Genomic DNA, 24456 nt, shown 5'->3' on the forward strand with positions numbered 1-24456 from the left:
AAAACTTGAACTGAGTCAAAGTATAGCGGGCATGGAGGCCCGAACCGGGTTGGGGAAGCCTGATCAGCATACGCGGGGGCGCCCGGTGCGGACCGTGGGGAAAGGCGGAGGAAAGCCGCGCCCCTGGGCAGCCCTCAGGAGGAGCCGGGTGCTGGCCGACGACCACACCCACCACCGCTGCGGCCACGCGGGCGGCCAGCTCGAAGACTACGTGGAGGCGGCCATCCGCGCTGACCTCGCCGAGATCGGCCTGAGCGACCTCAGCCCGGTCCCCCACCTCGGCGACGATCCCCACCCGCGCCCCGGCACCGCCATGTCTCGCCACGAAGTTCCCGACTGCGTGCGCGAAATGCACGAAGTCCGGGCCCGCTTCGCCGGAAGAATTGCCGCCCACCTCGGCGTGGAGAGCGACGACGTGCTCGGCTGGGACGAACACTCCCGCGACCTGTGGCGGCGCTCCCCGCTCGACTCCGTGATCGGCAGCGTGCACTGGCTGGGCGACTGGAGCATCTTCTCGCCCGAGCTGCCCGCAGGCCGCAGGACGTGTACGAGGAATACCTGCTGACCACCCAGGCCGCCGCCCGCAGCGGGGCCTACGACATCCTCGGCCATCTCGACTGCCTCAGGACACGTGGACATCTCCCCGACCTCGGGATCACGCCCCGGCTGGAAGAGACGGTGCGGGTGATCGCGGACAGCAGCATGGCCGCCGAACTCAACACGAGCGGCTGGCACAAGGGGCTGGGCGAGCCCTCCCCGCGCGAGGAATGACTGGCGCTGTGCCGCCACCACGGCGTGCCCATGCCCATCACCCTCGGCTCGGACGCGCACCGTCCCGGGCACGTTGCGGCGGGCTTTCCCGAGGCGGTGAACCTGTTGGAACGGGTGGGCTCTCCCTCCATCGCCCACTTCGAGGACCGGAAGAGATTCGAGGTGCCGCTGTGGTAGCGGGAGCTTCGCGCCTCAACCCCCTCGCAAGAGAAAGGGACCGACCGCCAGAGGCAGGAGGTCCCTTCGCGCCGCCGATCTTCCGGATCGACGGGGGAGAGGTTAAGGAGCCGCCCTTCGGGTCTTACGCGGGCGTCAGGAGAACGGTGGTGAAGCCGAGCACCTGCCGGACCTCGACCCGGATGCGCTGACCGTCCCGCTCGAAATACGAGACCTGGGCACCGATGCTCGTCACGTCGGTCGTGGTGGCGCTCGCACCTGCCGTTCCCGTCGCGTCCGTGGTGCCCGCCGTGCCGGTGGTGGCCGACGTCTCTGCGGCTCCGGGGGTCGTGGCGGCGGAAGTGTCGGCCGTCCCCGTGGCCGCCGTCGTGCTGGCCGCGTCCGTGGTGGCCTGGGCCGTGTCCGTCGTCGAGGTGCCCGTCGTGCCCGTGGCCGAGGTCTCCGGCGTTCCCGCCGAGGTGGCTCCGGTGGCCGCGCCGGTCGTCCCGGTCGCCGTTCCAGTCGTCGAGGTCTCCGCCGTCCCCGTGGCAGCGCCCGTGGTGCCGGTCGTCGAGGAATCGGTGGTCCCGGCGGTGCCTGCCGTGCCAGTCGTTCCGGCGGTCGAGGGGTCCGTGGTCCCGGTGGCAGCGCCCGTGGTGCCCGCGGTTCCCGTCGTCCCGGCGGTCGAGGGGTCCGTGGTGCCCGTCGCCGACGTTCCGGTCGTGTCGGTCCCCGTGGTCGAGGTCCCGGCCGCCGTCCCCGTCGTGGAGGTGTCGGTCGTTCCGGTGGCGGCGTCGGTTGCGCCCGTGGTGGCCGTGGTGGTCGAAGCACCCGCCGTGTCGGTGGTGCCCGTGGTCGTGCCGCTGGTCGCCGCATCGGTCGTTGCCTCGGCCGGGGCGGGCGTGGTCGGGGCCGCGACGGCGGTGAAGCCCGCCGACACGAGTGCCTGGCCGTACCTTTCCAGCGCGTCGGGAACCGGGCCGCTGTAGACGACGCCGACCCCCGTGGCCGTCTTGACGCTGCGCAGCGGCGTGGCGCCCGTCAGGTAGGGCAGGGTCAGCTCGCCCGAGGGGAGGGGGAGGATGGTCTGCGCGGGCAAAGCCTCGGTGGCCGTGGCGGGGGCTGGGGCCGCAGTCGTGGTGCTTGTCTGGGCCCACGCGGTGCCGAGGCTCAGGAGCAGGGCACCCGTGAGCAGGGTGCGGTGGGGAAAGGTGGGGCGCATAGGTCCTCCCGGTCAGCAGGGCACGCTGGAGGTTTTGGCGTCACGGCGCCGAGCGTCTGCTGGGGGTCAGCGTAAGAGTCTCCCGTGTGAGCCGTCTGCCCGATCTCCCCGGTCTCCCTTGGCCCGGACCTCACCTCACGTCCAGAAAAGGGCCCGGGGGGCACCCTCGCCGGGGATCACCACCGCCTTGTCAGAAGGACCCGGACGGTCGCCCTGCGTGCTGCGCGCGCTTCCCGTGCGCCGGGGAGTGAACCCCACCTTCTCACGCGGGCGGGCCGTCTCCCCGGTTCCACGCGCTACCCTTGGCCCTGTGAGCCTCACCCCCACCGAACTGCAAGCGTACCTGTCGGCCCTGATCAGCGGGGACCTCAAGCTCTCCACGATGATCTGGGGGCCGCCCGGCGTGGGCAAGAGCAGCGTGGTCGCGCAGGTGGCGCACAGGCACGGCCTGGGGTTCGTGGACGTGCGGCTCTCGCAGCTCGCCCCCACCGACCTGCGCGGCCTGCCCGTGCCCGAGTCCGACGGTCAGGGAGGCGGCGTGAGCCGGTGGTACCCGCCCGAGTTCCTGCCCCGGTCGGGACACGGGGTCCTCTTTCTGGACGAGGTGAACATGGCCCCGCCCACCATGCAGGGGATGGCGCAGCAGCTCATCCTCGACCGCCGGGTGGGGAGCTACGAGCTGCCGGAGGGCTGGTTCGTGTGGGCCGCCGGAAACCGCAAGGAGGACCGCGCCTCGGTCTTCGACATGCCCGCGCCCCTCGCCAACCGGTTTTTACACCTCGCCGTGCGGCCTGACTTCGACGCGTGGCGGGCGTACGCGCTGGGGCGCGGCCTGCACGAGCACGTCGTCGCCTTTCTCACCTTCCGGCCCGAGCTGCTGCACCGCCTCGACCCCGCCCAGCCCGCGTGGCCCAGCCCGCGCGCCTGGGAGATGGCCTCGCAGCTTCACCGCGCCCACCTCGACGTGTCCTCCGCCGTGGGGGAAGCCGCCGGGGCCGAGTTCGGCGCCTTCGTCCGCCTGTACGAGCAGCTTCCCGACCTCGGCCTGGTGCTGCGCGGCCAGGGCGCGGGCCTGCGGTTGCCCGACGAGCCCAGCGTCCGCTACGCCGCCGTCGTGGGGCTGGCCGCCCGCGCGCAGGGCGCCGACGAGGCCTATCACGCCTTCTTGTGGCTCTCGGAAAGCGCCGGGCCCGAGTGGCTGCAACTCTACGTCGCCACGCTGGTGAGCAAGTTCCAGGCCATCGGGCAACTCGGCGAGCTGGCCGGGCTCCTCGGGCGCGACGAGCGGCTGGCGGCGCTGGTGCAGGGGACGCTGGCGTTGGCGGAAGGATGAGGATGGCTGGTGGGTCGTGGCCCGTGGCTTGTGGAGGAGACCCCCTCTTCGTCTCCAGGCCACCGGCCACACGCCACACGCCCGCGCCGGACTCGCGGAGCGGCAGGGCACAGGCCCCATGACCTCCCCCGTCCCCCCCGACTTCGGGCGCCTGATCTCCGGCTCCCGGCTGCGGCTGCGCGGCAAGTCGGCCTTCTTCGCCACGCTGCTGCTGCACGCGGAGTTCGTGCCCTCGCGGGAGGTCGTCGCGGCGGGCACGGACGGTGAGCGGGTGTACGTGAACCCGGAGGTCGCGGCGAGCCTGCCCCCCGACGTGCTCGACGGCCTGCTCCTCCACGAGGTGCTGCACGCCGCGCTCTCACACGTGGAGCGGCGCGGGCCGCGCGAGAAGAAGCGCTGGAACCGGGCCGCCGACACCATCGTGAACGGGATGGTGGCCGCCGCCGGGCTGCCGACCCCGCCCCAGGCCGCGCGCGACGAGCACCTGGAAAAGCTCAGCGTGGAGGAGGTCTACACCGCCCTGGAGGGCCGGGAGGGGGACGAGGGCGAGGAAGATTCGGACGACCTGCTCGACGGCCCGCCCTCCGACGCGCCGCCGAAGGGGAGCAAACCGGGGCAGAACGCGGCGCGGCAGTGGCGGCAGGCGCTGGCCCAGGCCCGCAGCGTGGACGCGATGACGGGCGGCAAGGGAGACGATCCGCTGGGCGCCCACCGCGAACTCGCCCGGCTCTCTCCGGCCAGGCTCGACTGGCGGGCGCACCTGTGGCGCTTCCTGGCGCGGACGCCGGTGGACTTCGGGGGCTTCGACCGCCGCTTCATCGGGCGGGGGCTGTACCTGGAGGCGCTGGACGACGAGTCGCTGACCGCGCTGATCGCCGTGGACACCTCGGGCAGCGTGGACGATCAGGCTGTCAGGGCCCTCGTCGCCGAGGTACAGGGCGTCCTGGGCGCGTACCCGCACGTCAAGGCGATCCTCTACTACGCGGACACCGAGGCGTACGGCCCCTTCGAGCTGCGGCCCGGCGACGCGATCCCCCAGCCGCAGGGCGGGGGCGGAACGGACTTCCGGCCCATCTTCCGCCTCAGCGAGACCCACGAGCCCGACGTGCTGGTCTACCTGACGGACGGGTACGGCGACTTCCCGGAGCAGGCCCCGAAGATGCCGACCCTCTGGGTGGTGCCGCCCGGGGGCCTGGAGGACGAGGGCTTTCCCTTCGGGGACGTGCTGCGGCTGGGGGAGTGAGGGTCACGGGCAGGTCAGCGGGAGGGGCCGGACTGGGAGGATGCGCCCCCTTCTCCTGCTGCTGCTGGCCCCGAACACGCTGGCCTCTCCCCTCCCCGCGCGGGCCGACTGGATGCACGCGGCGGGAGTGCGCCGGGTGCAGTTTTACGGACAGGTCGGCGACGGCCACCTGATCGGCGGGGTGGACGGGCGGGGGCGGCTGCGGGTGGCGCTGGAACGGCGGCAAGGCGCGGGCGGCTGGTCCGTCGCCTGGGGCACGACCATTCCCGGAGACGCGCGGGAGGCCCGGCCCATCAGGCTCGACAATTCCGCCCCCGTGGACGTGCTGTGGCGCACCTGCGAGGGGCGGCGGTGCGCCGTCATCGGTCTCGATGCCCACACGGGTCGCCTCCTCTGGCGGGTGCCGGGAGAGGTGGACGGCGGGCGGAACGAGGTGATCTTTGTGCGGGACGGTGAGCGGCGGGTGCGGGTGAACACCTGGACGCGGGAAGGAACCGGGCTGCCGCGACCCTGACCCCGGAGGAGACCCGCGCCGCCTCACACTCCCCACCCGGCGCGGGCGAACACTGCACCCATGAGGCCGCACCTATGAGAATGGGCGTCATCGGCTCCGGCATGGTCGGCCAGCGGCTCGCGGCGGACCTGGCGCGTCTGGGGCACGAGGTCGTGGTCGGCACCCGCGACCCGGGCAAGCTGGAGGGTTTTGTGGCCGAGCACCCGGGCGTGCGGGCAGCCACGAATGCCGGGGCCGCCGCCTTCGGGGAGATGATCCTCCTGGCGACGAGGTGGGAGGGCACCCGGGAGGCGCTGGACCTGGCGGGCGAGGAGAACCTGAACGGCAAGACCCTTGTGGACATCACCAACCCGCTCGACTTCTCGGGGGGACGGCCCGCCCTCGCGCTGGGCTGGAACACCTCAGCGGGCGAGCAGGTGCAGGGCTGGATTCCGGGCGCCCGGGTGGTCAAGGCGCTCAACATCGTCACGGCAGACGCCATGCTCAACCCGCGAACGTTCGTCGGCGGCGAGCCCGACATGTTCATCGCCGGGAACGACGCGGCCGCGAAGGGAGAGGTCACGCGGCTCCTCGAAGGGGTCGGCTGGGGCGTGGTGGACCTCGGCGACATCACCATGAGCCGGTATATCGAGCCGCTCGCCCTGATCTGGATTACCCACGCGGCCAACTCGGGCTGGACGAAGCGCGATCACGCCTTCAAGCTGCTCAACCGCTGACCCCCGCCGACGCCCTATCCTGACCCGCATGATCCGCCCCGCCTCCTTCGTGCCGTCCGTGCGGGTGGTCCCCTCCGGGGGCGCGCTGCTCTTCATCTTCCTGGAAGGCCGTCTCCTCCTGCGGGAGGAGGGCACGCTGCCGCACGGCCGCCCGGAAGCCTTCCCCGTGGACCTCGTGAACCCGCTCGGCCTCCTCGACGGCGTGCCCGTTTACGGCGCGCGGCTGGCGGGCGAGGTCCCCGCCGGGTACACCCTCCGGCCCCTGCGCGGCGTGTACGGCGTGCTCTCCGAGGACCTGTTCGGCCTTGCCGGGTACGCGGCGCAGATCGTGGAATGGGACCGCACCCACCGCTTCTGCGGGGCGTGCGGGGCACCGACCGTCCGCTCCGAACGGGAGACCTCGAAGGTCTGCCCGAATTGCGGCCTGAGCGTCTACCCGCGCGTCGCCCCGGTGGTGATGGTGCTCATCACGCGCGGGGAGGGAGGGGAGCGGGAACTGCTGCTCGCCCGTGGCCCGCACTTCGCGCCCGGCATGTACTCGGCGCTGGCGGGCTTCGTGGAGCCGTCCGAGACGCTGGAGCACGCCTGCCACCGCGAGGTGCGCGAGGAGGTCGGGGTCGAGATCACCGGGCTGCGCTACCGCTTCAGCCAGCCCTGGCCCTTCCCGCATTCGCTGATGATCGCCTTCACCGCCGAGGACGCGGGCGGACACCTCGTGCTGCAACCGGAGGAGATCGAGGACGCGGGGTGGTACCGGGTGGACGCCCTGCCCACCCTGCCGCCGCCCTTCAGCATCGCCCGCAGGCTGATCGAGACGGTGGCGCGGGGGGAGTGAGGGCCAGGAGTCAGCCCGGGAGTCCAGTCCGGAGTTGCCGCGCCTCCTGCGCCCCGTTCGGCGCGTGAGCCTCGGCCCAGCGGGCGGCGGCCTCCACGTCGTACGCGGTGCGGCGGAAGGTGACGTTCCAGAAGCCCGCACGGCGTTCGAGCAGCACCCAGCGGGCCGCCGGGTCTCCGTGCCCCTGCCGTGACACAGAGCCTGCGTTGACGAAGGTCACTCCCCGGCGCGTAGCAACCTGTTCCTTGTGGGTATGACCGACGACCACCACCCGTGCGGCAGGCCAAGCGGCCACCCGCTCCAGCATCTCGACGGGCAGGGCAGGGCGCACGGCGTCGCCCTCCTTGACCAGGAAAAGCGCGTCCCACGGGCTGCTCGGGGCGCCGTGCGCCAGCAGCACCTCCCCGTCCGCCACGGTCGCGGTCACCGGCAGCGCGGCGAGTTCGGGCGGCACACCGCCCAGCTCGCGCTCCAGAAACTCGCGGCCCACCCTCGTCTCAGCGTCTAGCTCGGCAGGATCGGCCAGCAGAAACTCATCCGTATTCCCCCGCACGGTGGGAGGCGCCTCCCGCATCTGGAGGGCCCAGGCGCCCGCCGGGTCGGCCCCGCCCCACACCGTGTCACCCAGGTTGCAGATCAGGTCGGGGGCAAGGCTGCGAAGGTCGGCCAGCACCGCCTCCAGCGCGAAACGGTTTCCGTGTACGTCACTCAGGATCGCCACTCGCATGACTCCATCCTGGCACTCATCGGGCCTTCTGCCATATTGGACCGCATGACCTTCTCCGAACTCGATCCGCGCACCCTCACCGCGCTGGGGACAGAGGGAGCGCTGGAGGCGGCAGGCGCCCCACGGGCGACGGCGGACACCCTCTCGGGCCTGAGCGCCCACCCGGACAGCCGGGTGCGGGCCCGGGTCGCCTCGCACCCCAACACGCCCGTCGAGGTGCTGGGCCTGCTCGCCGCCGCCTTCCCGCGCGAGGTGCTGGGCAACCCCGGCCTTCCGCTGATGCGCCTGGCCCGCCCGAACCTGCTCGGCGTCTTCCCGGCGGAGGGCGTGACCGCGCTGCTGGCCCTCCCGGAAACGCCCGGCTGGGTCCTCGACAGTGCGGCGCGGCACGAGGACTTCGGGGTGCGCACGGCCCTGGCAGCCCGGCAGGGGCTCAGCCCGGCGCGGGTGCAGGCCCTCGCCCAGGACGCCGGGTGGCAGGTGCGCGAGGCGGTGGCGAAGCGGCCCGACCTTCCCGAGGCCCTCGTTCGGCAACTCGCCCCGGACGACGACTACGACGTGCGCAAGGCGGTGGCGGCCCGAGCAGACCTGCCCGGCGACGTGCTCCGGACCCTGGTGCAGGACGGACACGGCATCGTGCGGGCCAGCGTGGCGCGGCGGCTCGACCTGCCCCTCGACTGCATGTTGACCCTGGCGACGGACGACGACCCGGACGTGCTCGCCACCCTCGCGCGGCGGGTGGACCTGCCCCGCAAGGTGCGCGAATGGCTGGCCGGGAACGAGAACCCCCTCGTGCGCGCGGCGGCCCTCCAGGCGTGGCGGGTGCCCGCCGGATGGCTGGCCCGCGCCAAACACGACGCCGACCCCGAGGTGCGCGCGGCCCTCGCCCGCCGCCCCGACGCGGGTCCCGACCTCCTGACCCGCCTCGCCGCCGACGAGTCCGAGACCGTGCGCCGCGCCGTGCTGGAGCGCAACGATCTGCCCGAGGAGGCCGTCCTCCTCCTGGCCCGCGCGCCCGAACAGGACATCCGGCTGCACGTGGCGAGCGCGGAAGCACTGGCAGGCTCCGTGCTCGACCTGCTGCTGACGGACTCCGACTCCGCCGTCCGCACCGTCCTCGCCGTGCGGCCCGACCTCGGCTCAGATCGCCTCGCCCGCCTCGCCGCCGACCCCGATCCCGAGGTGCGCCGCGCCGTCGCCTACGCCCAGACGCCGGGAGAGGCCGTGCTGCGGACCCTCGCCGCCGACCCGAACGCGGGAGTGCGCCGCGCCGCCGCCCAGCACGCTTACCTTCCCCCTCCCCTGCTCCCCACGCTGGCCGCCGACCCGGACGACGGGGTGCGGCTGAGCGTGGCAGGCCGGGAGGACCTGCCGGAGGAGGTGCGCGAGCAGTTGCGCGGGGACCCGGACGGGAGCGTGCGGGCGGAGGCGGAACACGGGGACTCCTGAGAGGGACGCTGACGCTTGCCGCCCCCTCGCAGCCTCTGCAAGCAGCTCTGCGAGTCTCGCGGCGCGAGCTGTACCAGTCCCCCACCAGGGAGAGGGACAGGTCACGGGTGAGGGTGTGGCGGTGAGTTGGTCACACGCCCCCTCACCCCGGCCCTCTGCTCCGCAGCTCTCCGAGTCACCCACAAGGGGGGAGGGAGAAAAGAAGCTGAAGCTGTTGCTCTTTCAAACCGTCAATCTGGACGCCCTATGAGGGCTCATGACTGAACACCCCAGGCCCACGGCCACGTCGGCTCGCGCAGCGAGACGGTGGGCGAGCCGATGGGACGCGACAAGATCAGACCTTGCGTTCAGAAGAATCCGTCCACCCGCGCCGTCCGTGTACCCTTGCCCAGCGCAGCGCCGCTCCCCCTGCCCCCCCTGGGGGTAGGGGGCTGGGGGGTGGGGGCCAACCGTCGCAAGTTACCCTGCCCCTCCCCCACCTTTCCGCCACACTGCCTCCCATGACCGACATTCGCCTCCCCCTCGGCGGCCTCAAATTCAGCGTCCGCGTCGCCATCCTGTGCGTGCGTGAAGACCGCCTGCTCGCCAACACGACGCCAGGGCTAGGCTTCTGGTTCCTCCCCGGCGGCGCCCTCTCCACGGGCGAGGACGTGCTGACCTGCGCCGCCCGCGAGTGGCGGGAGGAGACGGGCACACAGCCCGGACCGCTACGCCTCGTCGGCGTGCTGGAGAACTTCTTCGGCCCACCGGAAAAGCGCCAGCACGAGATCGGCTTCTACTTCCGCATGGAGGCGCCCGCCAGCCTCCCCGACGAGACGTTCACCGTGCTCGACAACGCCGACTACTTCTACGGCTGGCTGCCGCTGTCCGAGATCGCCTCCCGCCCCGTCTACCCCGTCGCCATCGCCGAATTCCTGAAAGCGGGGCCCGGAGAGGTCCGCCACCTCGTCGAGCGGAACTGAGCCTCAGACCTTGGTGAGGTTGGCGAATTTCACGAGCAGCTTTTTCGCGCCCGCCGTGGGGAAGTGGACGGTGACCTCCTGCCGGTCGCCCACGCCCGCCACCGCGAGCACCTGCCCCTCGCCGAACTTGGGGTGCCGGACCTTCTCGCCGCCCCGGTACGCCATCTCCGAGGTGAGCGGGCTGGTGTTCTTGACGGCGCTGGGGGCAGGCTGGCTCGGCGCGGACGGGCGGAAGTCCTTCCACGTCTTCTGCCGGTACTCGATGACCTGCCCGTAGGGGTCCACCGGGTCGAAGCCCCCCTCGATCTCCTCCAGGAAGCGGCTGTCCTCCGTGGAATTCGTCTTGCCGAACTGCATCCGGTTTTGCGCGGCGGTCAGGAAGAGGCGGTCCATCGCCCGGGTGATGCCGACGTAGAAGAGCCTGCGCTCCTCCTCGATGCCGCCGACCTCCAGCAGCGAGTTCTTGCTGGGCAGCAGGCCCTCCTCCGCCCCCACGATGAACACCACCGGGAACTCCAGCCCCTTGGCGTTGTGCAGGGTCATCAGGGTCACGGCGTCTTCCGGCACGCCCTTGTTTTCCTGCCGCGCCCGCATGTCGTCCACGCTGGAGAGCAGGGCCGCGTCGTCAAGGAAGTCCCCGATGGTGCCCTCGTTCGTCTGCGACCACTCCTCGGCGGCGTTGACGAGTTCCTCCAGGTTCTCCATCCGCACCTGGCCCTCCTGCCCCTCCTGACGCAGCAGGTCGAGATAACCGCTCGTCTCGATCACGAAACGCAGGAACGGCGCGGGCAGGTAATTGTCGGCGGCCTCGCTCATCCCGTGCATGAGTTCGGCGAACTCGACCGCCTTCTGAGCCCCGCGTTCCAGGACGTTGCGCTCGACGGCATTCGCGCAGGCGGTCAGGACCGAGGTGCCGTTCACCCGCGCCCACTCCATCAGGCGCTCCAAAGCCGTGTCCCCGATCCCGCGCCGGGGCCGCCCGATGATGCGGCGCAGCGCCACGTCGTCGTCCGGGTTGATGGCGAGGCGGGCGTAGGCCAGGATGTCGCGGATTTCCCGGCGGTCGTAGAAGCCCACGCCGCCCACGATCTTCGCGGGAATCTGCACCCGCCGCAGCGACTCCTCCATCACGCGCGACTGGGCGTTCGTGCGGTACAGAATCGCCATGTCCTTGAAGGAAACGCCCTGGGCGTGCAGGCGCGTGATCCACTCCGACACGAAGTCCCCCTCCGCCCGGTGGTCCGTCGCCCGGTGGAACATGACGGGGTGCCCGTCCTCCTTGACGGCGCGCAGGGTTTTGTCCAGCCGCTCGGAGTTGTTCTCGATCAGCTTGTTGGCGATACCCAGCACGCGCGCACTCGAACGGTAGTTGTGTTCGAGCATGTAGACCCTGGCGTCGGGGTAATCTTTCTGGAAGTCGAGGATGTTTTGAATGTCGGCGCCGCGGAACTTGTAGATGCTGTTGTGGACGAGAATCCCGTTGGCCAGATAGGTATGTGTAGGTGAGACGGTCAGGTCGTACACAGGTCCGTCGTAGGACTCCTGGCCGACGCTCTCCACAGTTTCCTCGCGCAGGTGTCCGGCGTCCTGCACCAGCACCTTCATCCCGGGGTGCAGGTGCGAGAGGGGCAGGAAGGCGTACATGTGCCCGTCCACCAGCGCCTTGCGTTGCAGTTCCAATCCGCCGTCACGCGCCACCTGCTGCGCATACTCCAGCGCCCCCTCGTAATCCTTGCGGCTGACCTCCAGCCGGTAGCCGCCGCGCCCGTTCGTGCGGACAGGGTGCCCCGCCTGCGTCAGGCGTTCGGCCACGTCCGCGCGGTTGCTGCTCCACTGGACGCGGTGGTAGCCGACCAGGCCGCTCCGATGATCGGAGTACATGATCAGGTTCACGCTCTGGCGCCGCATCCCGTTTTGCGGCCTGTGGTGGGGGAAGTCAGGGTGCAGGTGCAGGTCGGCCATCAGGCGCCGCGCAGCGCTCACGGTGTCCAGTTCCGAGAACAGCCGGGCGAGGTGCGTCTCACTCAGCGCGAGGTTCCGCCCGACCCCGTGGAAGAGGGCGGTAGGCAGGCCATAGCGGGCGGCATACAGCGCCTCCCAGTACGCGGCGTCGGCGCGCGACTCGCAGACGCGCAGCACCCACACCTTGTCGCCGTTCTCCTGGTTGAGCCGTACCCGGTAACCGTAGTCGGTCTTGCCCTCGCTGTTCTGCCGCGCACCCACGGTGAGGCCGACACGGTAACCCCGGTCCTCGCGGTACATCAGGTACACGTACCACTGGCCCACCATCGGCTCGTGCCGCGCCAGGACGACATGGTGTGCTGTGCCGCGCAGGGTGCGCCCCCCCGCCGCGACCGTCCACAGCGGCCCGGTCGAGTGCCCGCGCTTGACGTGGGTGACGCGGGCAGGGACGAGGCTCTCTCCCCCACCCGTGCCACACACGAGGTCTCCCTCCACGATCTCCTCAATGGGCCGCTCGCCGTTCGGCGTGCAGACGAGCGTGCCGGGCGGGAGGCATTGATCGGGGTCTCCCACGACCAACAAATTCCGATCTCGACTCGCAAGCAGCCGCGTCAATTCATATTGCGCCTTGTTCGTGTCCTGGTACTCGTCCACGTGGATGAAGCGGGCGCGGTCCTGCACCCGGTCGAGGACGCCGGGCACCTCCTTGAACAACCGGACGGTTTCTGTGATCAGGTCGCCGAAGTCGATGGCGTTCTGGCCCTTCTTGCGTGACTCGTAGCGGCGGTAGACCTCGGCGGCGGACTCGCGGGGCACGCCGCTGATGTAGAGTTCGTGGCTGCGGGCGAGGTCCTCGGGCGTGAGCAGGTTGCTCTTGGCGCGGTCGAGGATGCCGCGCAGCACCCGGGGATTGGTGTCCGGGCCGATGCCGGGGACGCTGCCCATGACCTCCTTGAGGATGTCCATCTGGTCGTCGTCGTCGTAGATGACGAAGCCGCGCTTCAATCCGATGTGCTCGCCGTACGCCCGCAGAATCCGCACGCCCGCCGAGTGGAAGGTGCTCATCCACAATCGGTCGGCCCCCTGGACGAGGTGTTGCGCCCGCTCACGCATCTCGGCGGCGGCCTTGTTGGTAAAGGTCACGGCCAGGATTTCGCCGGGGTCCACCCCGTAGTGCAGGGTCAGGTGCGCGATGCGGTAGACGAGCGTGCGGGTCTTGCCGCTGCCCGCCCCGGCGATCACGAGCGCGGGCCCCCGGAAGTGGTGGGCGGCCTGCGCCTGATTGGGATTGAGCTGGGACAGCAGGGGGGAATCGGGCAGGTCCGGCGCGGTGGTCACCGAAGGATTGTAGCAGGGTGGGTTATGTCAGGGACGTAATGGCGGCTCGCGCCTGCTCGTGGCGCGGAGGGACACCCGGCAGTTGCCTCGTCGAGGTCGGCCGGTACAGCCGTGGCCCGCACGGCCTCCAGCCCCTCTGCGCGGGGAGCAGCCCGGGGTTGCCCACCCGGTGCGGCGCCAGATTCCCGGCGGGGTGGACGAGGCCGGGCCTCACAGCCCACAACGAGGCGTCGTCCGGGGACCGTTTCAATTCCTCGCCGAGCCTTGCAGGGTCGCGCCGGTAGCGGTGAGTCGTTCAGGCCCTCAGTTCAGGCCCTCACCCTGTGGGATTCAGGTCACGGGGGCAACCCTGGCGCTCGCGCTTGACCCTGTTCCCCACCCGGTGCCGCCCCGCGTCTTTCCCAACCCTGCTAGCCTCAAGCCCATGAACCGCACGACGCGAATCGCGCTGGGGAGCGTGGTGGTGGCCGCCGTCGTGCTGGGCCTCAAATTCGTGGCGTACGGGCTGACGGGCAGTGTGGCGCTGTACTCCGACGCATTGGAGAGCATCATCAACGTGGCCGCCGCCGTCGCCGCCCTGGTGGCGCTGCGGGTGGCCTCACGGCCCGCCGACGCGAACCATCCCTACGGGCACACCAAGGCCGAATACTTCAGCGCGGTCGCAGAAGGCGTCCTGATCGTCCTCGCCGCCGTCGCCATCCTAACGGAGGCCGTGCCCGCGCTCCTGAACCCCCGTTCGGTGGACGCTCCCTACCCCGGGCTGCTCGTCAACTTCGGGGCGAGTGTCCTGAACGGGCTGTGGGCCTCGGTGCTGCTGCGCGAGGGCCGCCGTCACCGCTCGCCTGCCCTCCTCGCCGACGGGCGGCACGTCCTGAGCGACGTGGTGACGAGCGTGGGGGTGCTCGTGGGCGTGGTGCTGGCGGGGGTCACGGGGTGGGCCGTCCTCGACCCGCTGCTCGCCGTGCTCGTGGCGCTCAACGTGCTGTGGAGCGGCTGGGGCCTGATGCGCGAGAGCGTGGGCGGGCTGATGGACGCCGGGGCCGATCCCGCCACGACCCATCGTCTGCGCCAGCTGATGAGCGAGCACGCCGAGGGGGCTTTGGAAATCCACGACGTGCGCACCCGGCACGCGGGCCGCGTCACCTTCGTGGAGTTCCACCTCGTCGTGCCCGGCCAGATGACGGTCGAGGAGGCCCACCATATCTGCGACCGGCTGGAGGACGCGATCCGGGCCGAACTCGAAGGCGCCAGCGTGACCATTCACGTCGAGCCGCAGGAAAAGGCCAAGCACCACGGCGTCCTCGTGTTGTAGTCGGGCACAGCAAAAGGGCCGGAGCGTCAAGGCCCGGCCCGTCGTCCCTTCCTGAACAGGCTCAGCGGGCGCCCTCGCCCATCGTCTGGGTATCGCCCATCTGGTCTTCGGGGCTGAAGGTCATGCACTGGGCCATCTGGCCGTTAAAGGCCACCTCGATCTGCCCCGCCATGCACTGCTCGTTCTCGTTGTAACGGCAGTTCGTCGCCCCGCAGCGGCTCACGACGCTCATCTGCTCCCCGCCCTGCATCCCTTGCCTGTCGTTCATAGCCTTGCCTCCTGCCCGCAGAGTGCGCCGCCCGGGAGAGGGCGAAGGTAACCCAGCCCGCAAAATAAGGGTTGGCTCACAATTCCGACTGTTCCAGGCTGGATTGTCCTGCTTCGGGTCGAAAAGCCGCGCCCGGGGGGTCTTTCCCGGCCCGACAGCGCGGGAGCCGGCCGTCCGGGGATGAGGAGAGGTGAAGGCGGCGTCAGTTGAGCAGCGTGCCCCGGATGGCCTGGGCGCAGGCGACCCGGTGGGCGACGGCCTGGGCGTCCAGCGCGCCGTGCTCGCGCAGCCCCGCCGCGACGACCTCGACCTCGGCCCAGGAGCGGCGCAGCAGGGCGCGGGCGCGGGCTTCGAGCACGCGGACCTGGGCGTCCAGCACCTCCAGCTCCTCGGGGTCCCGCAGGGCGGCGGCGAGCAGGGCGCGGGCGTCCCGTTCGGTGGGGCCCCCCTCCCCGGCGCTCAGCCCCAGCAGGCGGGTCATCGCCTCCCGCGCCAGGGCCACGAGCGCCACTTCCTCGCGCAGGCCGCGGTTCAGGACGAGCGCCTGGGGGTCGGGGGCGAGCGCGTACGTTACGCCGCCCCCTGCCTTCAGCGACACGCCCGACATCCGCAGGGGCGCGCGGGGATGCAGGTGCGCCAGCACCGCCTCCGCCGCCAGCAGCAGCGAGGCGGTGCGGGAGTCGCCGAAAGCCTGGGCGGGGGTCTGAAGGGCAGCCGTGGAGGGTCTGGTCATAATCCTGAGTCCTGTACTCAGGTTAAGGCTTGGTGGAGGATGTGCCAAGGACAGAAGCCAGACAAGGTGTGACCGCCTGGGGAACAGGGGCCGTCCTCATGCGGTCCTAGACCTCCAGATCGCCCTGGGCCTTGCGGAACTTGTCTTCCAGAAAGCGCCCGTGGGTCAGCAGTTCCTTGCCGCCCGAGCGCAGGGCCGTGCCGAGGAGGTCCTGCACGCCGCCGAGCAGGAGGTCGAGCTGTTCGCGCAACAGGTCGCGGCCCGTCTTGCCGTCCTCGAGGGGCTCGACGTTCGCCAGGGTGGGCGGCAGCTTGAGGTAGGCCTGCACGGCGGTGGGCGCGTACTCGTCGCGGATGGCGCGGGCGAGGTAGGCCGCCTCGCTTCCCCCCTGACCTGCCGTTTCCAGGTGGGTCAGGGCTTCCCCCGTCCGCAGGTCGAGGGCGGCGAGTTGCGCGCGGGCCTCACCCGGCAGGCGCTCGTCGTGGACGTAGGCGGCGAGGGAGGGGGCGGGGTCCGGAACCGGGGGCGGGGGAGCGGTGGGCGTGACCTCCTCGCGCCCTTCCTGCTCCCGCCGGGCCCGCTTCGCCTGCCGCCGGGCCGCGCGTCGTTCGGCGCGCGCCTCGGCGTGCCCGCTCCAGTGACCCGGGAAATATCCCATCGGCACTCCGCCCGCCTGCTCGGGCAGGGCCGCCGGAGACGCGGCAGAGTCCAGCCGGGCCGTCTCCGTCGCCCGGAGGGTGGGCAGGGCCGTGAAGAACCAGATCATCCCCATGACCGACAGCGGAAACGCGAGCCACCCGGCCCCCAGCGCCATGAAGAACACGCCGGCGACCAGCCCTGCCAGCAAGCCCGGCCAGCGTCTGCGCCACCTGGGACTGTGCCAGTCGCCAAAGGCGCGCGAGCCGAAAAAGCCCAGCAGCATCCCCGCCGCCGGGTGGACCACCCACTCCGCCCCCAGCACCGCCAGCAGCACGATCCACCCTGCCGCCAGCGCCACGGGCTGCCAGAAGCGGCCCCGGCCCGAGAAGATCACCGACGCCCAGAACGCGAGCGCCAGCCCCGCCAGCGGGTGAACCACCCAGTCCATCAGCGCCCTCCCTTCCCTGGCCGTGCCGCCGTGAAGTCGAACATGCCCCACCTTACGCCTCCGGGCGGGCAGAAGTTTCCTCCAAAAGGTGGAGGGGCCGCGGGCACCCGGCCCCGGCCCCTCCCTTTCCCCCAACTCCCCACGCCTTACTTGCGGAAGCTCGGGTTGAGCACCTTCTTGCGCAATCGGATGCTGTGCGGCGTCAGCTCCACCAGCTCGTCGTCGGCGATGTACTCCAGCGCGTCTTCGAGGCTCAGGCGGCGCGGCGGGGTCAGGGTCAGGGCCTCGTCGGCGCCCGCCGAGCGGACGTTCGTGAGCTTCTTGTTCTTGCAGACGTTCACGTTCATGTCCTGCTCGCGGGCGTTCTCGCCGACGATCATGCCCACGTACACGTCCTGCCCGGCGTCGATGAAGAAAGCGCCCCGGTCCTGCAACTTGAAGATCGAGTAGGCAAAGGCCACCCCGTCCTCCATGCTCACGAGCGAGCCGTTCTGGCGGGTCCGCAGCTCCCCGGCCCACGGCGCGTACCCGTCGAAGATGTGGCTCATGATGCCCTCGCCCTGGGTCATCGAGAGGAACTGGGTGCGGAAGCCAAACAGGGCGCGGCTGGGAATCTTGAACTCCACCCGCACGCGGCTGCCCTGCGGCTCCATGTTCACCATCTGGCCCTTGCGCCCGCCCAGCACGCCGATCACGGTGCTGGAGTGGACCTCGGGCACGTCGATGACGAGGTGCTCCATCGGCTCATGCTTCTGGCCGTCGATCTCGCGCACGATGACCTGCGGGGCACCGACCTGCACCTCGTAGCCCTCGCGGCGCATGGTCTCCAGCAGGATCGAGAGGTGCAGCTCGCCGCGCCCCGAGACCTTGAACTCGTCGGGGCGAATCTCCTCCACCCGCAGCGACACGTTCGTCATGACCTCGCGCTTGAGGCGGTCGTTGAGGTGCCGGGACGTGACGTACTTGCCGTCTTTGCCCGCGAAGGGCGAGGTATTGGGCTGGAACACCATCGAGACGGTCGGCTCGTCCACCGTGATGATGGGCAGCGCCTCGGGGTCGGCGAGGTCGGCCACCGTTTCGCCGATCTGCGCGTCCTCGATCCCAGCGAGCGCCACGATGTCCCCGGCGCCCACCTCGTCCACCTCTATCCTCCGCAGACCGAGGTGGGTGAAGGGCTGCACGATCCGGCTCTTCGTCATCGTGCCGTCCTTGTGGATCAGTTGGACGAACTCGCCCTTCCTCACCTTGCCGCGCTGCACCCGCCCGAGGACGATGCGGCCCAGGTACTCCGAGTAGTCGAGGTTCGTCACGAGCATCTGGAAGGGGGCGTCCAGATCGACCTTCGGCGCGGGAATCTGCTCCAGCACCATGTCGAAGAGTTCGTGCATGTCGGGCTGCGGGTTGTCGAGGTCGCGGTACGCCTTGCCCTCCCGCGCGACGGCGTAGAGGATCGGGAAGTCGAGCTGGTCGTCGCTCGCGCCGAGTTCGGCCATCAGGTCGAAGGTGAGGTTGACGACCTCCTCGGGGCGGGCGTCCCCCCGGTCGATCTTGTTGACGACCACGATGGGCTTGAGACCCAGTTCGATGGCCTTGCGGAGCACGAAGCGGGTCTGGGGCATCGGCCCCTCCGCCGCGTCCACGAGGACGAGGGCGCCGTCTACCATGCCGAGCACGCGCTCGACCTCGCCGCCGAAGTCCGCGTGGCCGGGCGTGTCCACGATGTTGATCTTGACGCCCTTGTATTCCACGGCGGTGTTCTTGGCGAGGATGGTGATGCCGCGTTCCTTTTCGAGGTCGTTGCTGTCCATCGCCCGCTCGGCGATCTCCTCGCCGTGGCCGAGTTTGAGGGTCTGCTTGAGCATGCCGTCCACCAGCGTGGTCTTGCCGTGGTCGACGTGCGCGATGATGGCGATGTTGCGGTATTCCATTTGTTCTCAGCTCCCTGGTCTCGGAGCTGGCAGCTATCAGCACTCAGCGTTCAGCCATCAGCCCGTCTTGCCATAAAAAAGCCCGCCGCACCTTGGACTGCGTGGGCGGGACACCCAAACGGGAATTCTAGCAGATGTGGCGGGGCGGAGGGTCAGGCGGAGGTCACGGTGGCGGGTGGGGTCCTGCCCCCGGGGAGAGGCACCCAGGTCCAGCCGCCCACGTCGTGCCGCCCGGCCCTCAACGCGGCGCGGCGGGCTCCCAGATTCTCCCCGTGGATGGTGCCGGAAAGCACCCGTCCATCGTCCGGCAGGTGGCGGGCGAGGAGGGTAGAGAGGTGGGGGCCGAGGCCGTGGCCGCGAGCGTGGGGGGCGAGCAGGAGTTCCTGAACCGAGTACGCGGGAAAGCCGTACTTGGGTTTGGGGAGGGCTCCCACGTACCCGCTCCAACGTCCCTTCCACAGCACGTCAAACATGGTGCGCGCCTCGATGACCTCTTGCAGCGCCTCCTCTTCCATCACGCGCGCCTGTTCGATGTGTTCTGGATGAGCCACGTCGACGGCGGCGTAGGCGGCCACGGCGTGTGCGTAACGGGTCAGGTCACGGGTAGGCAAGAGGGTGAGATCATCCGGCACCTCGCGCTCCCGGAGTTCAGCCAGGGGAGCGGCCAGCACCCGACGATCAGGCCGTGTCCCTGGCACCTCCGCCGTCCACCCGTCCAGCGGCGCAGCGCTCCACACCCGCAACCGTCCGGGCCGGAACGCGCCGTACACGTCCAACCCAGCCGATGCCAGCGCCGGGAGGTCGGAGGCTTTCAGGGGCCGCGAGGTCACGCTGGCGTCCACGAAGGGCTTCTCGCGGTCCAGCCCCTCGAAACGGATCGAGAGCATCGCGCTCAGGTCCGGCCCCACCTCTCCCCAGCGGTTGAGGAACGCTTCCGGCGGCTGACCCACATTCAGAAACTCAGCCCGCTGCCCTGCGAGGTCGAGGTCTGTAGCGAGTTGCAGGTCGAAGGCGTGTTCCTCGGCCAGCAGCGCGAGGCGTGTCGGGTCATCCGCCCAGGAGCGGGTGAGGGGGTGTTGCGCGGCGAGCGAGAAGGTGGCGAGGTCGGCGGCAGTGGGCAGGTCGGCCATTCGGTCCAGGGTAGGGCGAACCGGCAGCGCCAGCATCCGCCAGATGGCGCGGCGACTTTGCTAGGCTGTCTCCACCTAACGAGCGTTCGTTTCCTCCCCTCCCGAGGTGTCCGATGAAGACCAAGAACGAGTGGATGCAGAGCGTCTACCTGCCCGCGACCCAGAAGTTCCCCGAGCGCAAGTACAACTTCAAGAACCTCTCCGACATGGACCCCGAGCCGATCCACACGGCGGACGACCTGCGGGACTGGGACGCCGCGCGTGACCTGGGCTACCCCGGCGAGTTTCCCTACACGCGCGGGGTGCAGTCCTCCGTGTACCGCGGCAAGCTCTGGACCATGCGAATGTTCGCGGGCTTCGGCAGCGCCGAGCAGACGAACGAACGCTTCCACGCGCTGATGAGGGCCGGGCAGACGGGTCTTTCCACCGCCTTCGACCTCCCGACCCTGATGGGGTACGACTCCGATCACCCCTTCTCGAAGGGAGAAGTGGGCAAATGCGGCGTGGCGGTGAGCAGCCTCGCGGACATGGAGATTCTGTTCCAGGGCATCGACCCCGAGCAGGTCACGACCTCCATGACGATCAACTCTCCCGCGAACGCGATCTGGGCCATGTACATCGCCAACGCGCAGAAGCAGGGCAAGGACCTGACGAGGGTCGGCGGCACGATCCAGAACGACATCCTCAAGGAGTACATCGCGCAAAAGGAGTTCATCTTCCCGCCCGCGCCCGGCGTGAAGCTCGTGATCGACACCTTCGAGTGGGGGCCGCGCGTGGTGCCGAAGTTCAACTTCATCTCGGTCAGCGGGTATCACATCCGCGAGGCGGGGGCGACGGGCGTGCAGGAACTCGCCTTCACGCTCGCGGACGGCTTTCATTACGTCGAGAAGGCGCTGGAGCGGGGGCTCGACATCGACGAGTTCGCGCCGCGCATCTCGTTTTTCTGGGACATCCACAACGACTTCTTCGAGGAGGTCGCCAAGCTGCGCGCCGCCCGCCGCATCTGGGCGCGGCAGATGCGCGACCGCTACGGGGCGAAGAACCCGAAGTCGTGGATGCTCCGCACGCACTCGCAGACCGCCGGGGTCTCGCTGCCCGCCCAGCAACCGCTGAACAACATCGCCCGCGTGGCGATCCAGGCCCTCGCCGCCGTGCTGGGGGGCACCCAGAGCCTCCACACCGACGCCTACGACGAGGCGCTGGCCCTGCCGACCGAGGAGGCCGCGACCATCGCCCTGCGGACGCAGCAGATCGTCGCGTATGAGACGGGCGTGGCGGGCGTGGTCGACCCGCTGGCGGGCAGCTACTACGTCGAGAAGCTGACGGACGACATCGAGGCCGCCGCCCTGGGCTACATCGAGCAGATTCGCGCGCTGGGCGGGGTGGAGGAGGGAATCGAGCTGGGCTTCTTCCAGCGCGAGATGGCGGAGGCCGCCTACCGCTACCAGCGCGAGGTGGAAACGGGCGACCGCATCATCGTCGGCGTGAACGCCTTCGTGCAGGACGCGGTGGAGGTGCCCATCCAGCTCATCGACCCGGAAGTCGAGCGGGTGCAGGAGGCGCGGCTGGCGCAGGTCCGCCGCGAACGCGACCCGGGGCGGGCCGAGGCCGCCCTCACTTCCCTGCGTGACGCCGCCGTGACGGGCGCGAACACCATGCCCGCCTTCCTGGAGTGCGCCCACGCCTACACGACGCTGGGCGAGCAGATGGACACCCTGAAGCGGGTGTACGGGGAGTACGTGGAGCCGGTGTTGGTGTAGCGGCCAGCCGCCAGCATTCAGCTCTCAGCAAAAAGAGGAAGGTGGGCCGCCCGAACCGGGATTGCCCACCTTCCTGTTTTCGCTGACGGCTGACCGCTGAAAGCTGACCGCTCCCTCAGAACGTGTAGCTCTTCGGCACCACCACCACGCCGCTCTCGGTCACCGTGAAGCCGCGCTCGCGGTCCTCGTCGTGGTTGATGCCGATGCGGGTGCCGGGGGGGATGGTCACGTCCTTGTCGATGATGACGCGGCGCAGGTGGACGTGGCGCCCGACCTCCACGTTGTCGAAGAGGACCGCACTCTCGACCAGCGAGTGGGAATGGGTGCGCACGGCGCGGCCGAGAATGGAGTCGCGCACCGTACCGCCGCTGATGATGGTGCCGCCCGCCATGATCGAGTTGAAGGCCTGTCCCTTACGGCCCTCGCTCTCGTGGACGAACTTGGCGGGGGGCGAGAACTCGCTGCTCGTGCGCAGGGGCCAGTCGGGGTTGTAGATGTCGAACTCGGGGTTGACGCTCACGAGGTCCATGTTCGCGGCGAAGTAGGCGTCGAGCGTTCCCACGTCGCGCCAGTAGAGGTTGGGGCCCGCCTGCCCGGGGATGGGGTTGCGGTGGAAGTCGTAGGCCATCACGTTGTAGCCGTCCGACAGGGCACGCGGGATCACGTCGCCGCCGAAATCGAAGCCCTCCTCTCCGCCCGACATGCTGGTTTCGAGCAGTTCCTCCAGCGCCCGGCGCGAGAAGATGTAGTTGCCCATGCTCGTCAGGCTCATGTCCGGCTGGCCGGGGATGGGCGGGGGGTCTTTCGGCTTTTCCAGAAAATCGGTGACGCGGCCCCGCTCGTCCACGTGCATGATGCCGAACTGGTGCGCCTGGCTGCGCGGCATCGGGTAGGCGGCGATGGAGAGGTCGGCGCGCGTCTCGATGTGCTTCTGGAGCATATGCTCCACGTTCATCTTGTAGATGTGGTCGCCGCTGAAGATGGCGACGTAATCGGCATCGTAGTTGTCGACCAGGTGCAGGTTCTGGTACACGGCGTCGGCGGTGCCCCGGTACCACACGGGCCCGAGTTCTTCGAGGCGGTACATCTGGGCGGGGACCAGGGTGATGAAGTAGTCGCTCAGGAAGGTGCCGAAGCGCCAGCCGCGCTGGATGTGTTCGGTGAGGCTCTGGGCCTTGTACTGGGTCAGGACGTAGATGGAGAACACGCCCGAGTTCATGAAGTTGTTGATGGCGAAGTCGATGATGCGGTACTTGCTGCCGAAGGGAACGGCGGGTTTGGAGCGCTTGACCGTCAGCGGTGAGAGGCGCGAGCCCTGCCCACCCGCCAGAATCATGCCGAGAACTCTGGGCTTCATGTCGTGACCTCCCCTGGGACCTGCCGGGAACAGCGCGAGACCGGGCCGAACGGGCCCGTGGACGGCGAACGCGAAGAACCTCGCTGACAGTGTGCTCACCTGACAGTGTAAAGGCTTAGCCCGCCCTCCCGGCCGCCTGCCTGAATGGACAGGCCGAAAGTAAAGAACTCGTGGAGACGGGGGCCGGGGTCAGTGGGCTTCCAGGAACGTCCGCAGGTCCGCCGCCGCCTCGCCCGGGGACGTGGGATGGGCGCCGAGTTGCGTCCGCGTCCAGGTGAGCTGGCGTTTCGCGTACCCCCGGGTGGCGAGGGAAATCCTCTGGGCGGCCTCCTCGGGTGTGAGGGTGCCCCCATGAACCGCCAGCGCCTCACGGTAGCCGAGTGCCTGCCAGGCGGTCGGGCGGGGGTCCCGGTCGGGCGAAACCTGGGAGGCGAGCCAGGCCGCCTCCCCGGGCCAGCCCCCCGCGAGCATGGCCTCCACCCGCGCGTGGATGCGGGCCTCCAGCTCCGGCCACGGGCGGGTGAAGGCGAAGACCCGGTAGGTGAAGGTGGGCGCGGCGTGCCCGAACTCGCCCGGGAAGCGGCCCGTGCGGCGGTAGACCTCCAGGGCGCGGACGACCCGGCGGGGATTGCGCTCCAGGCGGGCGGCCTCGGCGGGGTTTCTCGCTTCCACCTCGGCGAGGAGGGCGTCCAGGCCGCGTTCGGCGAGCTCGGCCTCCACCTCCGCCCGTGTGGCCGGGTCGGCGGGCGGGGTGAGGGGCAGCCCGCGCACGAGGGCGGAGAGGTAAAGGCCCGTCCCCCCCACGACGAGCGGCACGCGGCCCCGGGCGAGCACGTCATGGATCGCCGCCTCGGCCTCTCGGGCGTAGCGGGCCACGTCGTAGTCCTCCGTCACGTCGGCCACGTCGAGGAGGTGGTGGGGCACGGCGGCGCGTTCCTCCGGGGTGGGTTTGGCGGTCCCGATGTCCAGGCCCCGATAGACGGTGAAGGCGTCGGCGGCGACGATCTCCAGGCCGAACGCCTGCCCGATCTCCAGCGCGAGGGCCGTCTTCCCGGCCGCCGTGGGAGCGGTGAGGAGGGGAATCGGGGCAGGCGTCACACGCGGGATTCTAGGGGGCGGTGCTACCGTGGGGGGCATGAACGAGCCGGTTCTTGCCCGCCTTCAGCAGCTCATGACCCTCCGGGAGGAGGCCGAGACGCTGGGCGCCGAGGTGCCCTGGACTCCGCCCGCCGATTGGGTGGACGGCGACACCCACCTCACCCTGCTGCTCGACGTGCCCGGCGTGGACCCCGGGTGCCTCGAACTTCAGGAGGACGGCGACACGGTGACGGTGGCGGGCCGCCGCGACGCCCCCCGCCCCACCCTCCAGGCCGAGCGCCCGAGCGGCACGTTTACCCGCACCCTGCGCTTTCCGCAGCCCGTCTTGCCGCAGACGGGGGCGGCCAGCCTGCACGCCGGGGTCCTGAGCGTGCGCTTCGAGAAACGCCACCCGACCATCGACGTGAATGCCAGCGACGCGGGAGAGGCGTAAAAAGCCCCACCCGGGGGTGAGGCATCTGGTGGGCGGTGAGGGGTACGATCCCCCGACCCTTCGCTTGTAAGGCGAACGCTCTACCGCTGAGCTAACCGCCCCCATCTCCCCGGGGGGAGAGC

At 70.2% G+C, this 24456-nt stretch carries 23 protein-coding genes and 1 tRNA gene; 13 read left to right on the forward strand and 11 right to left on the reverse strand.

The features are described from left to right. The first annotated feature begins 148 nt into the window (after nt 1–148). Genes IC605_RS24360 through IC605_RS24370 form a run of 3 tightly spaced genes read left to right on the forward strand, consistent with a single transcriptional unit; the run spans nt 149 to nt 948 of the window. Nucleotides 149–565 carry a PHP domain-containing protein gene (locus IC605_RS24360; RefSeq protein WP_343216460.1) on the forward strand — a complete coding sequence of 139 codons (417 nt, stop codon included), beginning with the start codon at nt 149–151 and terminating at the stop codon, nt 563–565. Continuing rightward, nucleotides 544–771 (forward strand): PHP domain-containing protein, encoded by a 228-nt coding sequence (locus IC605_RS24365; RefSeq protein ID WP_246580245.1) that lies wholly within the window; start codon nt 544–546, stop codon nt 769–771. Before IC605_RS24360 ends, IC605_RS24365 begins: the two co-directional genes overlap by 22 nt. Nucleotides 772–801: 30 nt before the next feature. Continuing rightward, entirely contained in the window at nt 802–948 is a 147-nt protein-coding gene (locus tag IC605_RS24370) for a hypothetical protein (protein WP_246580246.1), read from the forward strand. Nucleotides 949–1072: 124 nt separating this feature from the next. Here IC605_RS24370 and IC605_RS01345 read toward each other — a convergent pair whose 3' ends face one another. After that, nucleotides 1073–2149 (reverse strand): hypothetical protein, encoded by a 1077-nt coding sequence (locus IC605_RS01345; RefSeq protein WP_216317902.1) that lies wholly within the window; start codon nt 2147–2149, stop codon nt 1073–1075. Nucleotides 2150–2459: 310 nt separating this feature from the next. Between IC605_RS01345 and IC605_RS01350 the strand changes: the two genes are divergently transcribed. The 5 genes from IC605_RS01350 (at nt 2460) to nudC (ending at nt 6790) form a co-directional block, all read left to right on the forward strand. Next, nucleotides 2460–3482: an ATP-binding protein gene (locus tag IC605_RS01350; RefSeq protein ID WP_216317904.1), complete on the forward strand. Its 1023-nt coding sequence runs from the start codon at nt 2460–2462 to the stop codon at nt 3480–3482. 118 nt (nt 3483–3600) lie between these two features. Then, a complete protein-coding gene (locus IC605_RS01355) occupies nt 3601–4725 on the forward strand; it encodes a vWA domain-containing protein (protein WP_216317906.1) in 1125 nt (374 codons plus the stop codon). A gap of 40 nt (nt 4726–4765) precedes the next feature. Then, nucleotides 4766–5239 (forward strand): hypothetical protein, encoded by a 474-nt coding sequence (locus IC605_RS01360; protein ID WP_216317908.1) that lies wholly within the window; start codon nt 4766–4768, stop codon nt 5237–5239. Between the two features lie 74 nt (nt 5240–5313). After that, a complete protein-coding gene (locus IC605_RS01365) occupies nt 5314–5955 on the forward strand; it encodes an NADPH-dependent F420 reductase (protein ID WP_216317910.1) in 642 nt (213 codons plus the stop codon). Nucleotides 5956–5983: 28 nt separating this feature from the next. Next, entirely contained in the window at nt 5984–6790 is an 807-nt protein-coding gene (nudC, locus tag IC605_RS01370; protein ID WP_246580247.1) for an NAD(+) diphosphatase, read from the forward strand. A gap of 10 nt (nt 6791–6800) precedes the next feature. Here nudC and IC605_RS01375 read toward each other — a convergent pair whose 3' ends face one another. After that, a complete protein-coding gene (locus IC605_RS01375; protein ID WP_216317912.1) occupies nt 6801–7517 on the reverse strand; it encodes a metallophosphoesterase family protein in 717 nt (238 codons plus the stop codon). 45 nt (nt 7518–7562) lie between these two features. On the opposite strand from IC605_RS01375, the gene IC605_RS01380 reads away from it, so the two are divergent. Together IC605_RS01380 and IC605_RS01385 are read left to right on the forward strand one after the other, a co-directional pair. Further along, entirely contained in the window at nt 7563–8966 is a 1404-nt protein-coding gene (locus IC605_RS01380) for a hypothetical protein (protein WP_216317914.1), read from the forward strand. 500 nt (nt 8967–9466) lie between these two features. After that, nucleotides 9467–9928 (forward strand): NUDIX hydrolase, encoded by a 462-nt coding sequence (locus IC605_RS01385; protein ID WP_216317916.1) that lies wholly within the window; start codon nt 9467–9469, stop codon nt 9926–9928. Between the two features lie 3 nt (nt 9929–9931). Here the strand turns inward: IC605_RS01385 and IC605_RS01390 are convergent, their stop codons facing one another. Further along, entirely contained in the window at nt 9932–13228 is a 3297-nt protein-coding gene (locus tag IC605_RS01390; protein WP_216317918.1) for a UvrD-helicase domain-containing protein, read from the reverse strand. Nucleotides 13229–13652: 424 nt separating this feature from the next. Between IC605_RS01390 and mntE the strand changes: the two genes are divergently transcribed. Further along, nucleotides 13653–14540 carry a manganese efflux transporter MntE gene (mntE, locus tag IC605_RS01395; protein WP_216317920.1) on the forward strand — a complete coding sequence of 296 codons (888 nt, stop codon included), beginning with the start codon at nt 13653–13655 and terminating at the stop codon, nt 14538–14540. Nucleotides 14541–14601: 61 nt separating this feature from the next. Here mntE and IC605_RS01400 read toward each other — a convergent pair whose 3' ends face one another. The 5 genes from IC605_RS01400 to IC605_RS01420 form a co-directional block, all read right to left on the reverse strand. Next, nucleotides 14602–14808: a DUF1540 domain-containing protein gene (locus tag IC605_RS01400; protein WP_216317921.1), complete on the reverse strand. Its 207-nt coding sequence runs from the start codon at nt 14806–14808 to the stop codon at nt 14602–14604. A 202-nt stretch (nt 14809–15010) separates the two neighbouring features. Then, the gene (locus IC605_RS01405) at nt 15011–15541 is read right to left on the reverse strand and encodes a hypothetical protein (protein WP_216317923.1); all 531 of its coding nucleotides are present in this window, start codon (nt 15539–15541) and stop codon (nt 15011–15013) included. A 106-nt stretch (nt 15542–15647) separates the two neighbouring features. Then, nucleotides 15648–16628, reverse strand: coding sequence for a hypothetical protein (locus tag IC605_RS01410; protein ID WP_216317925.1), 981 nt, complete (start codon nt 16626–16628; stop codon nt 15648–15650). Between the two features lie 146 nt (nt 16629–16774). Beyond that, nucleotides 16775–18556, reverse strand: a complete 1782-nt coding sequence (typA, locus tag IC605_RS01415; RefSeq protein ID WP_216317927.1) for a translational GTPase TypA — start codon at nt 18554–18556, stop codon at nt 16775–16777. A gap of 152 nt (nt 18557–18708) precedes the next feature. Then, the gene (locus IC605_RS01420) at nt 18709–19686 is read right to left on the reverse strand and encodes a hypothetical protein (protein ID WP_216317930.1); all 978 of its coding nucleotides are present in this window, start codon (nt 19684–19686) and stop codon (nt 18709–18711) included. 113 nt (nt 19687–19799) lie between these two features. On the opposite strand from IC605_RS01420, the gene IC605_RS01425 reads away from it, so the two are divergent. Continuing rightward, nucleotides 19800–21446, forward strand: a complete 1647-nt coding sequence (locus tag IC605_RS01425; RefSeq protein WP_216317932.1) for a methylmalonyl-CoA mutase family protein — start codon at nt 19800–19802, stop codon at nt 21444–21446. Nucleotides 21447–21561: 115 nt separating this feature from the next. Here the strand turns inward: IC605_RS01425 and glgC are convergent, their stop codons facing one another. Both glgC and miaA read right to left on the reverse strand, forming a co-directional pair. Beyond that, nucleotides 21562–22803, reverse strand: a complete 1242-nt coding sequence (glgC, locus tag IC605_RS01430; protein WP_216317934.1) for a glucose-1-phosphate adenylyltransferase — start codon at nt 22801–22803, stop codon at nt 21562–21564. A 189-nt stretch (nt 22804–22992) separates the two neighbouring features. Continuing rightward, the gene (miaA, locus tag IC605_RS01435; RefSeq protein ID WP_216317936.1) at nt 22993–23940 is read right to left on the reverse strand and encodes a tRNA (adenosine(37)-N6)-dimethylallyltransferase MiaA; all 948 of its coding nucleotides are present in this window, start codon (nt 23938–23940) and stop codon (nt 22993–22995) included. Here miaA and IC605_RS01440 point away from each other — a divergent pair. Beyond that, nucleotides 23939–24334: an Hsp20/alpha crystallin family protein gene (locus IC605_RS01440; protein WP_216317937.1), complete on the forward strand. Its 396-nt coding sequence runs from the start codon at nt 23939–23941 to the stop codon at nt 24332–24334. The two genes, miaA and IC605_RS01440, sit on opposite strands and share 2 nt — an antisense overlap. Nucleotides 24335–24360: 26 nt before the next feature. Here IC605_RS01440 and IC605_RS01445 read toward each other — a convergent pair. After that, nucleotides 24361–24435, reverse strand: a tRNA-Val gene (locus IC605_RS01445). Nucleotides 24436–24456 lie beyond the last annotated feature (21 nt).

The organism is Deinococcus aestuarii (assembly GCF_018863415.1).
GTDB classification, from domain to species: domain Bacteria; phylum Deinococcota; class Deinococci; order Deinococcales; family Deinococcaceae; genus Deinococcus; species Deinococcus aestuarii.

Coding starts and splice junctions, on each gene's coding strand:
- IC605_RS24370 (WP_246580246.1), top strand. CDS start 802: ATGCCCATCACCCTCGGCTCGGACGCGCACCGTCCCGGGCACGTTGCG.
- IC605_RS01345 (WP_216317902.1), bottom strand. CDS start 2,149: ATGCGCCCCACCTTTCCCCACCGCACCCTGCTCACGGGTGCCCTGCTC.
- IC605_RS01355 (WP_216317906.1), top strand. CDS start 3,601: ATGACCTCCCCCGTCCCCCCCGACTTCGGGCGCCTGATCTCCGGCTCC.
- IC605_RS01360 (WP_216317908.1), top strand. CDS start 4,766: ATGCGCCCCCTTCTCCTGCTGCTGCTGGCCCCGAACACGCTGGCCTCT.
- IC605_RS01365 (WP_216317910.1), top strand. CDS start 5,314: ATGAGAATGGGCGTCATCGGCTCCGGCATGGTCGGCCAGCGGCTCGCG.
- nudC (WP_246580247.1), top strand. CDS start 5,984: ATGATCCGCCCCGCCTCCTTCGTGCCGTCCGTGCGGGTGGTCCCCTCC.
- IC605_RS01375 (WP_216317912.1), bottom strand. CDS start 7,517: ATGCGAGTGGCGATCCTGAGTGACGTACACGGAAACCGTTTCGCGCTG.
- IC605_RS01380 (WP_216317914.1), top strand. CDS start 7,563: ATGACCTTCTCCGAACTCGATCCGCGCACCCTCACCGCGCTGGGGACA.
- IC605_RS01385 (WP_216317916.1), top strand. CDS start 9,467: ATGACCGACATTCGCCTCCCCCTCGGCGGCCTCAAATTCAGCGTCCGC.
- mntE (WP_216317920.1), top strand. CDS start 13,653: ATGAACCGCACGACGCGAATCGCGCTGGGGAGCGTGGTGGTGGCCGCC.
- IC605_RS01400 (WP_216317921.1), bottom strand. CDS start 14,808: ATGAACGACAGGCAAGGGATGCAGGGCGGGGAGCAGATGAGCGTCGTG.
- IC605_RS01405 (WP_216317923.1), bottom strand. CDS start 15,541: ATGACCAGACCCTCCACGGCTGCCCTTCAGACCCCCGCCCAGGCTTTC.
- IC605_RS01410 (WP_216317925.1), bottom strand. CDS start 16,628: ATGGACTGGGTGGTTCACCCGCTGGCGGGGCTGGCGCTCGCGTTCTGG.
- typA (WP_216317927.1), bottom strand. CDS start 18,556: ATGGAATACCGCAACATCGCCATCATCGCGCACGTCGACCACGGCAAG.
- IC605_RS01420 (WP_216317930.1), bottom strand. CDS start 19,686: ATGGCCGACCTGCCCACTGCCGCCGACCTCGCCACCTTCTCGCTCGCC.
- IC605_RS01425 (WP_216317932.1), top strand. CDS start 19,800: ATGAAGACCAAGAACGAGTGGATGCAGAGCGTCTACCTGCCCGCGACC.
- glgC (WP_216317934.1), bottom strand. CDS start 22,803: ATGAAGCCCAGAGTTCTCGGCATGATTCTGGCGGGTGGGCAGGGCTCG.
- IC605_RS01440 (WP_216317937.1), top strand. CDS start 23,939: ATGAACGAGCCGGTTCTTGCCCGCCTTCAGCAGCTCATGACCCTCCGG.
- miaA (WP_216317936.1), bottom strand. CDS start 23,940: ATGCCCCCCACGGTAGCACCGCCCCCTAGAATCCCGCGTGTGACGCCT.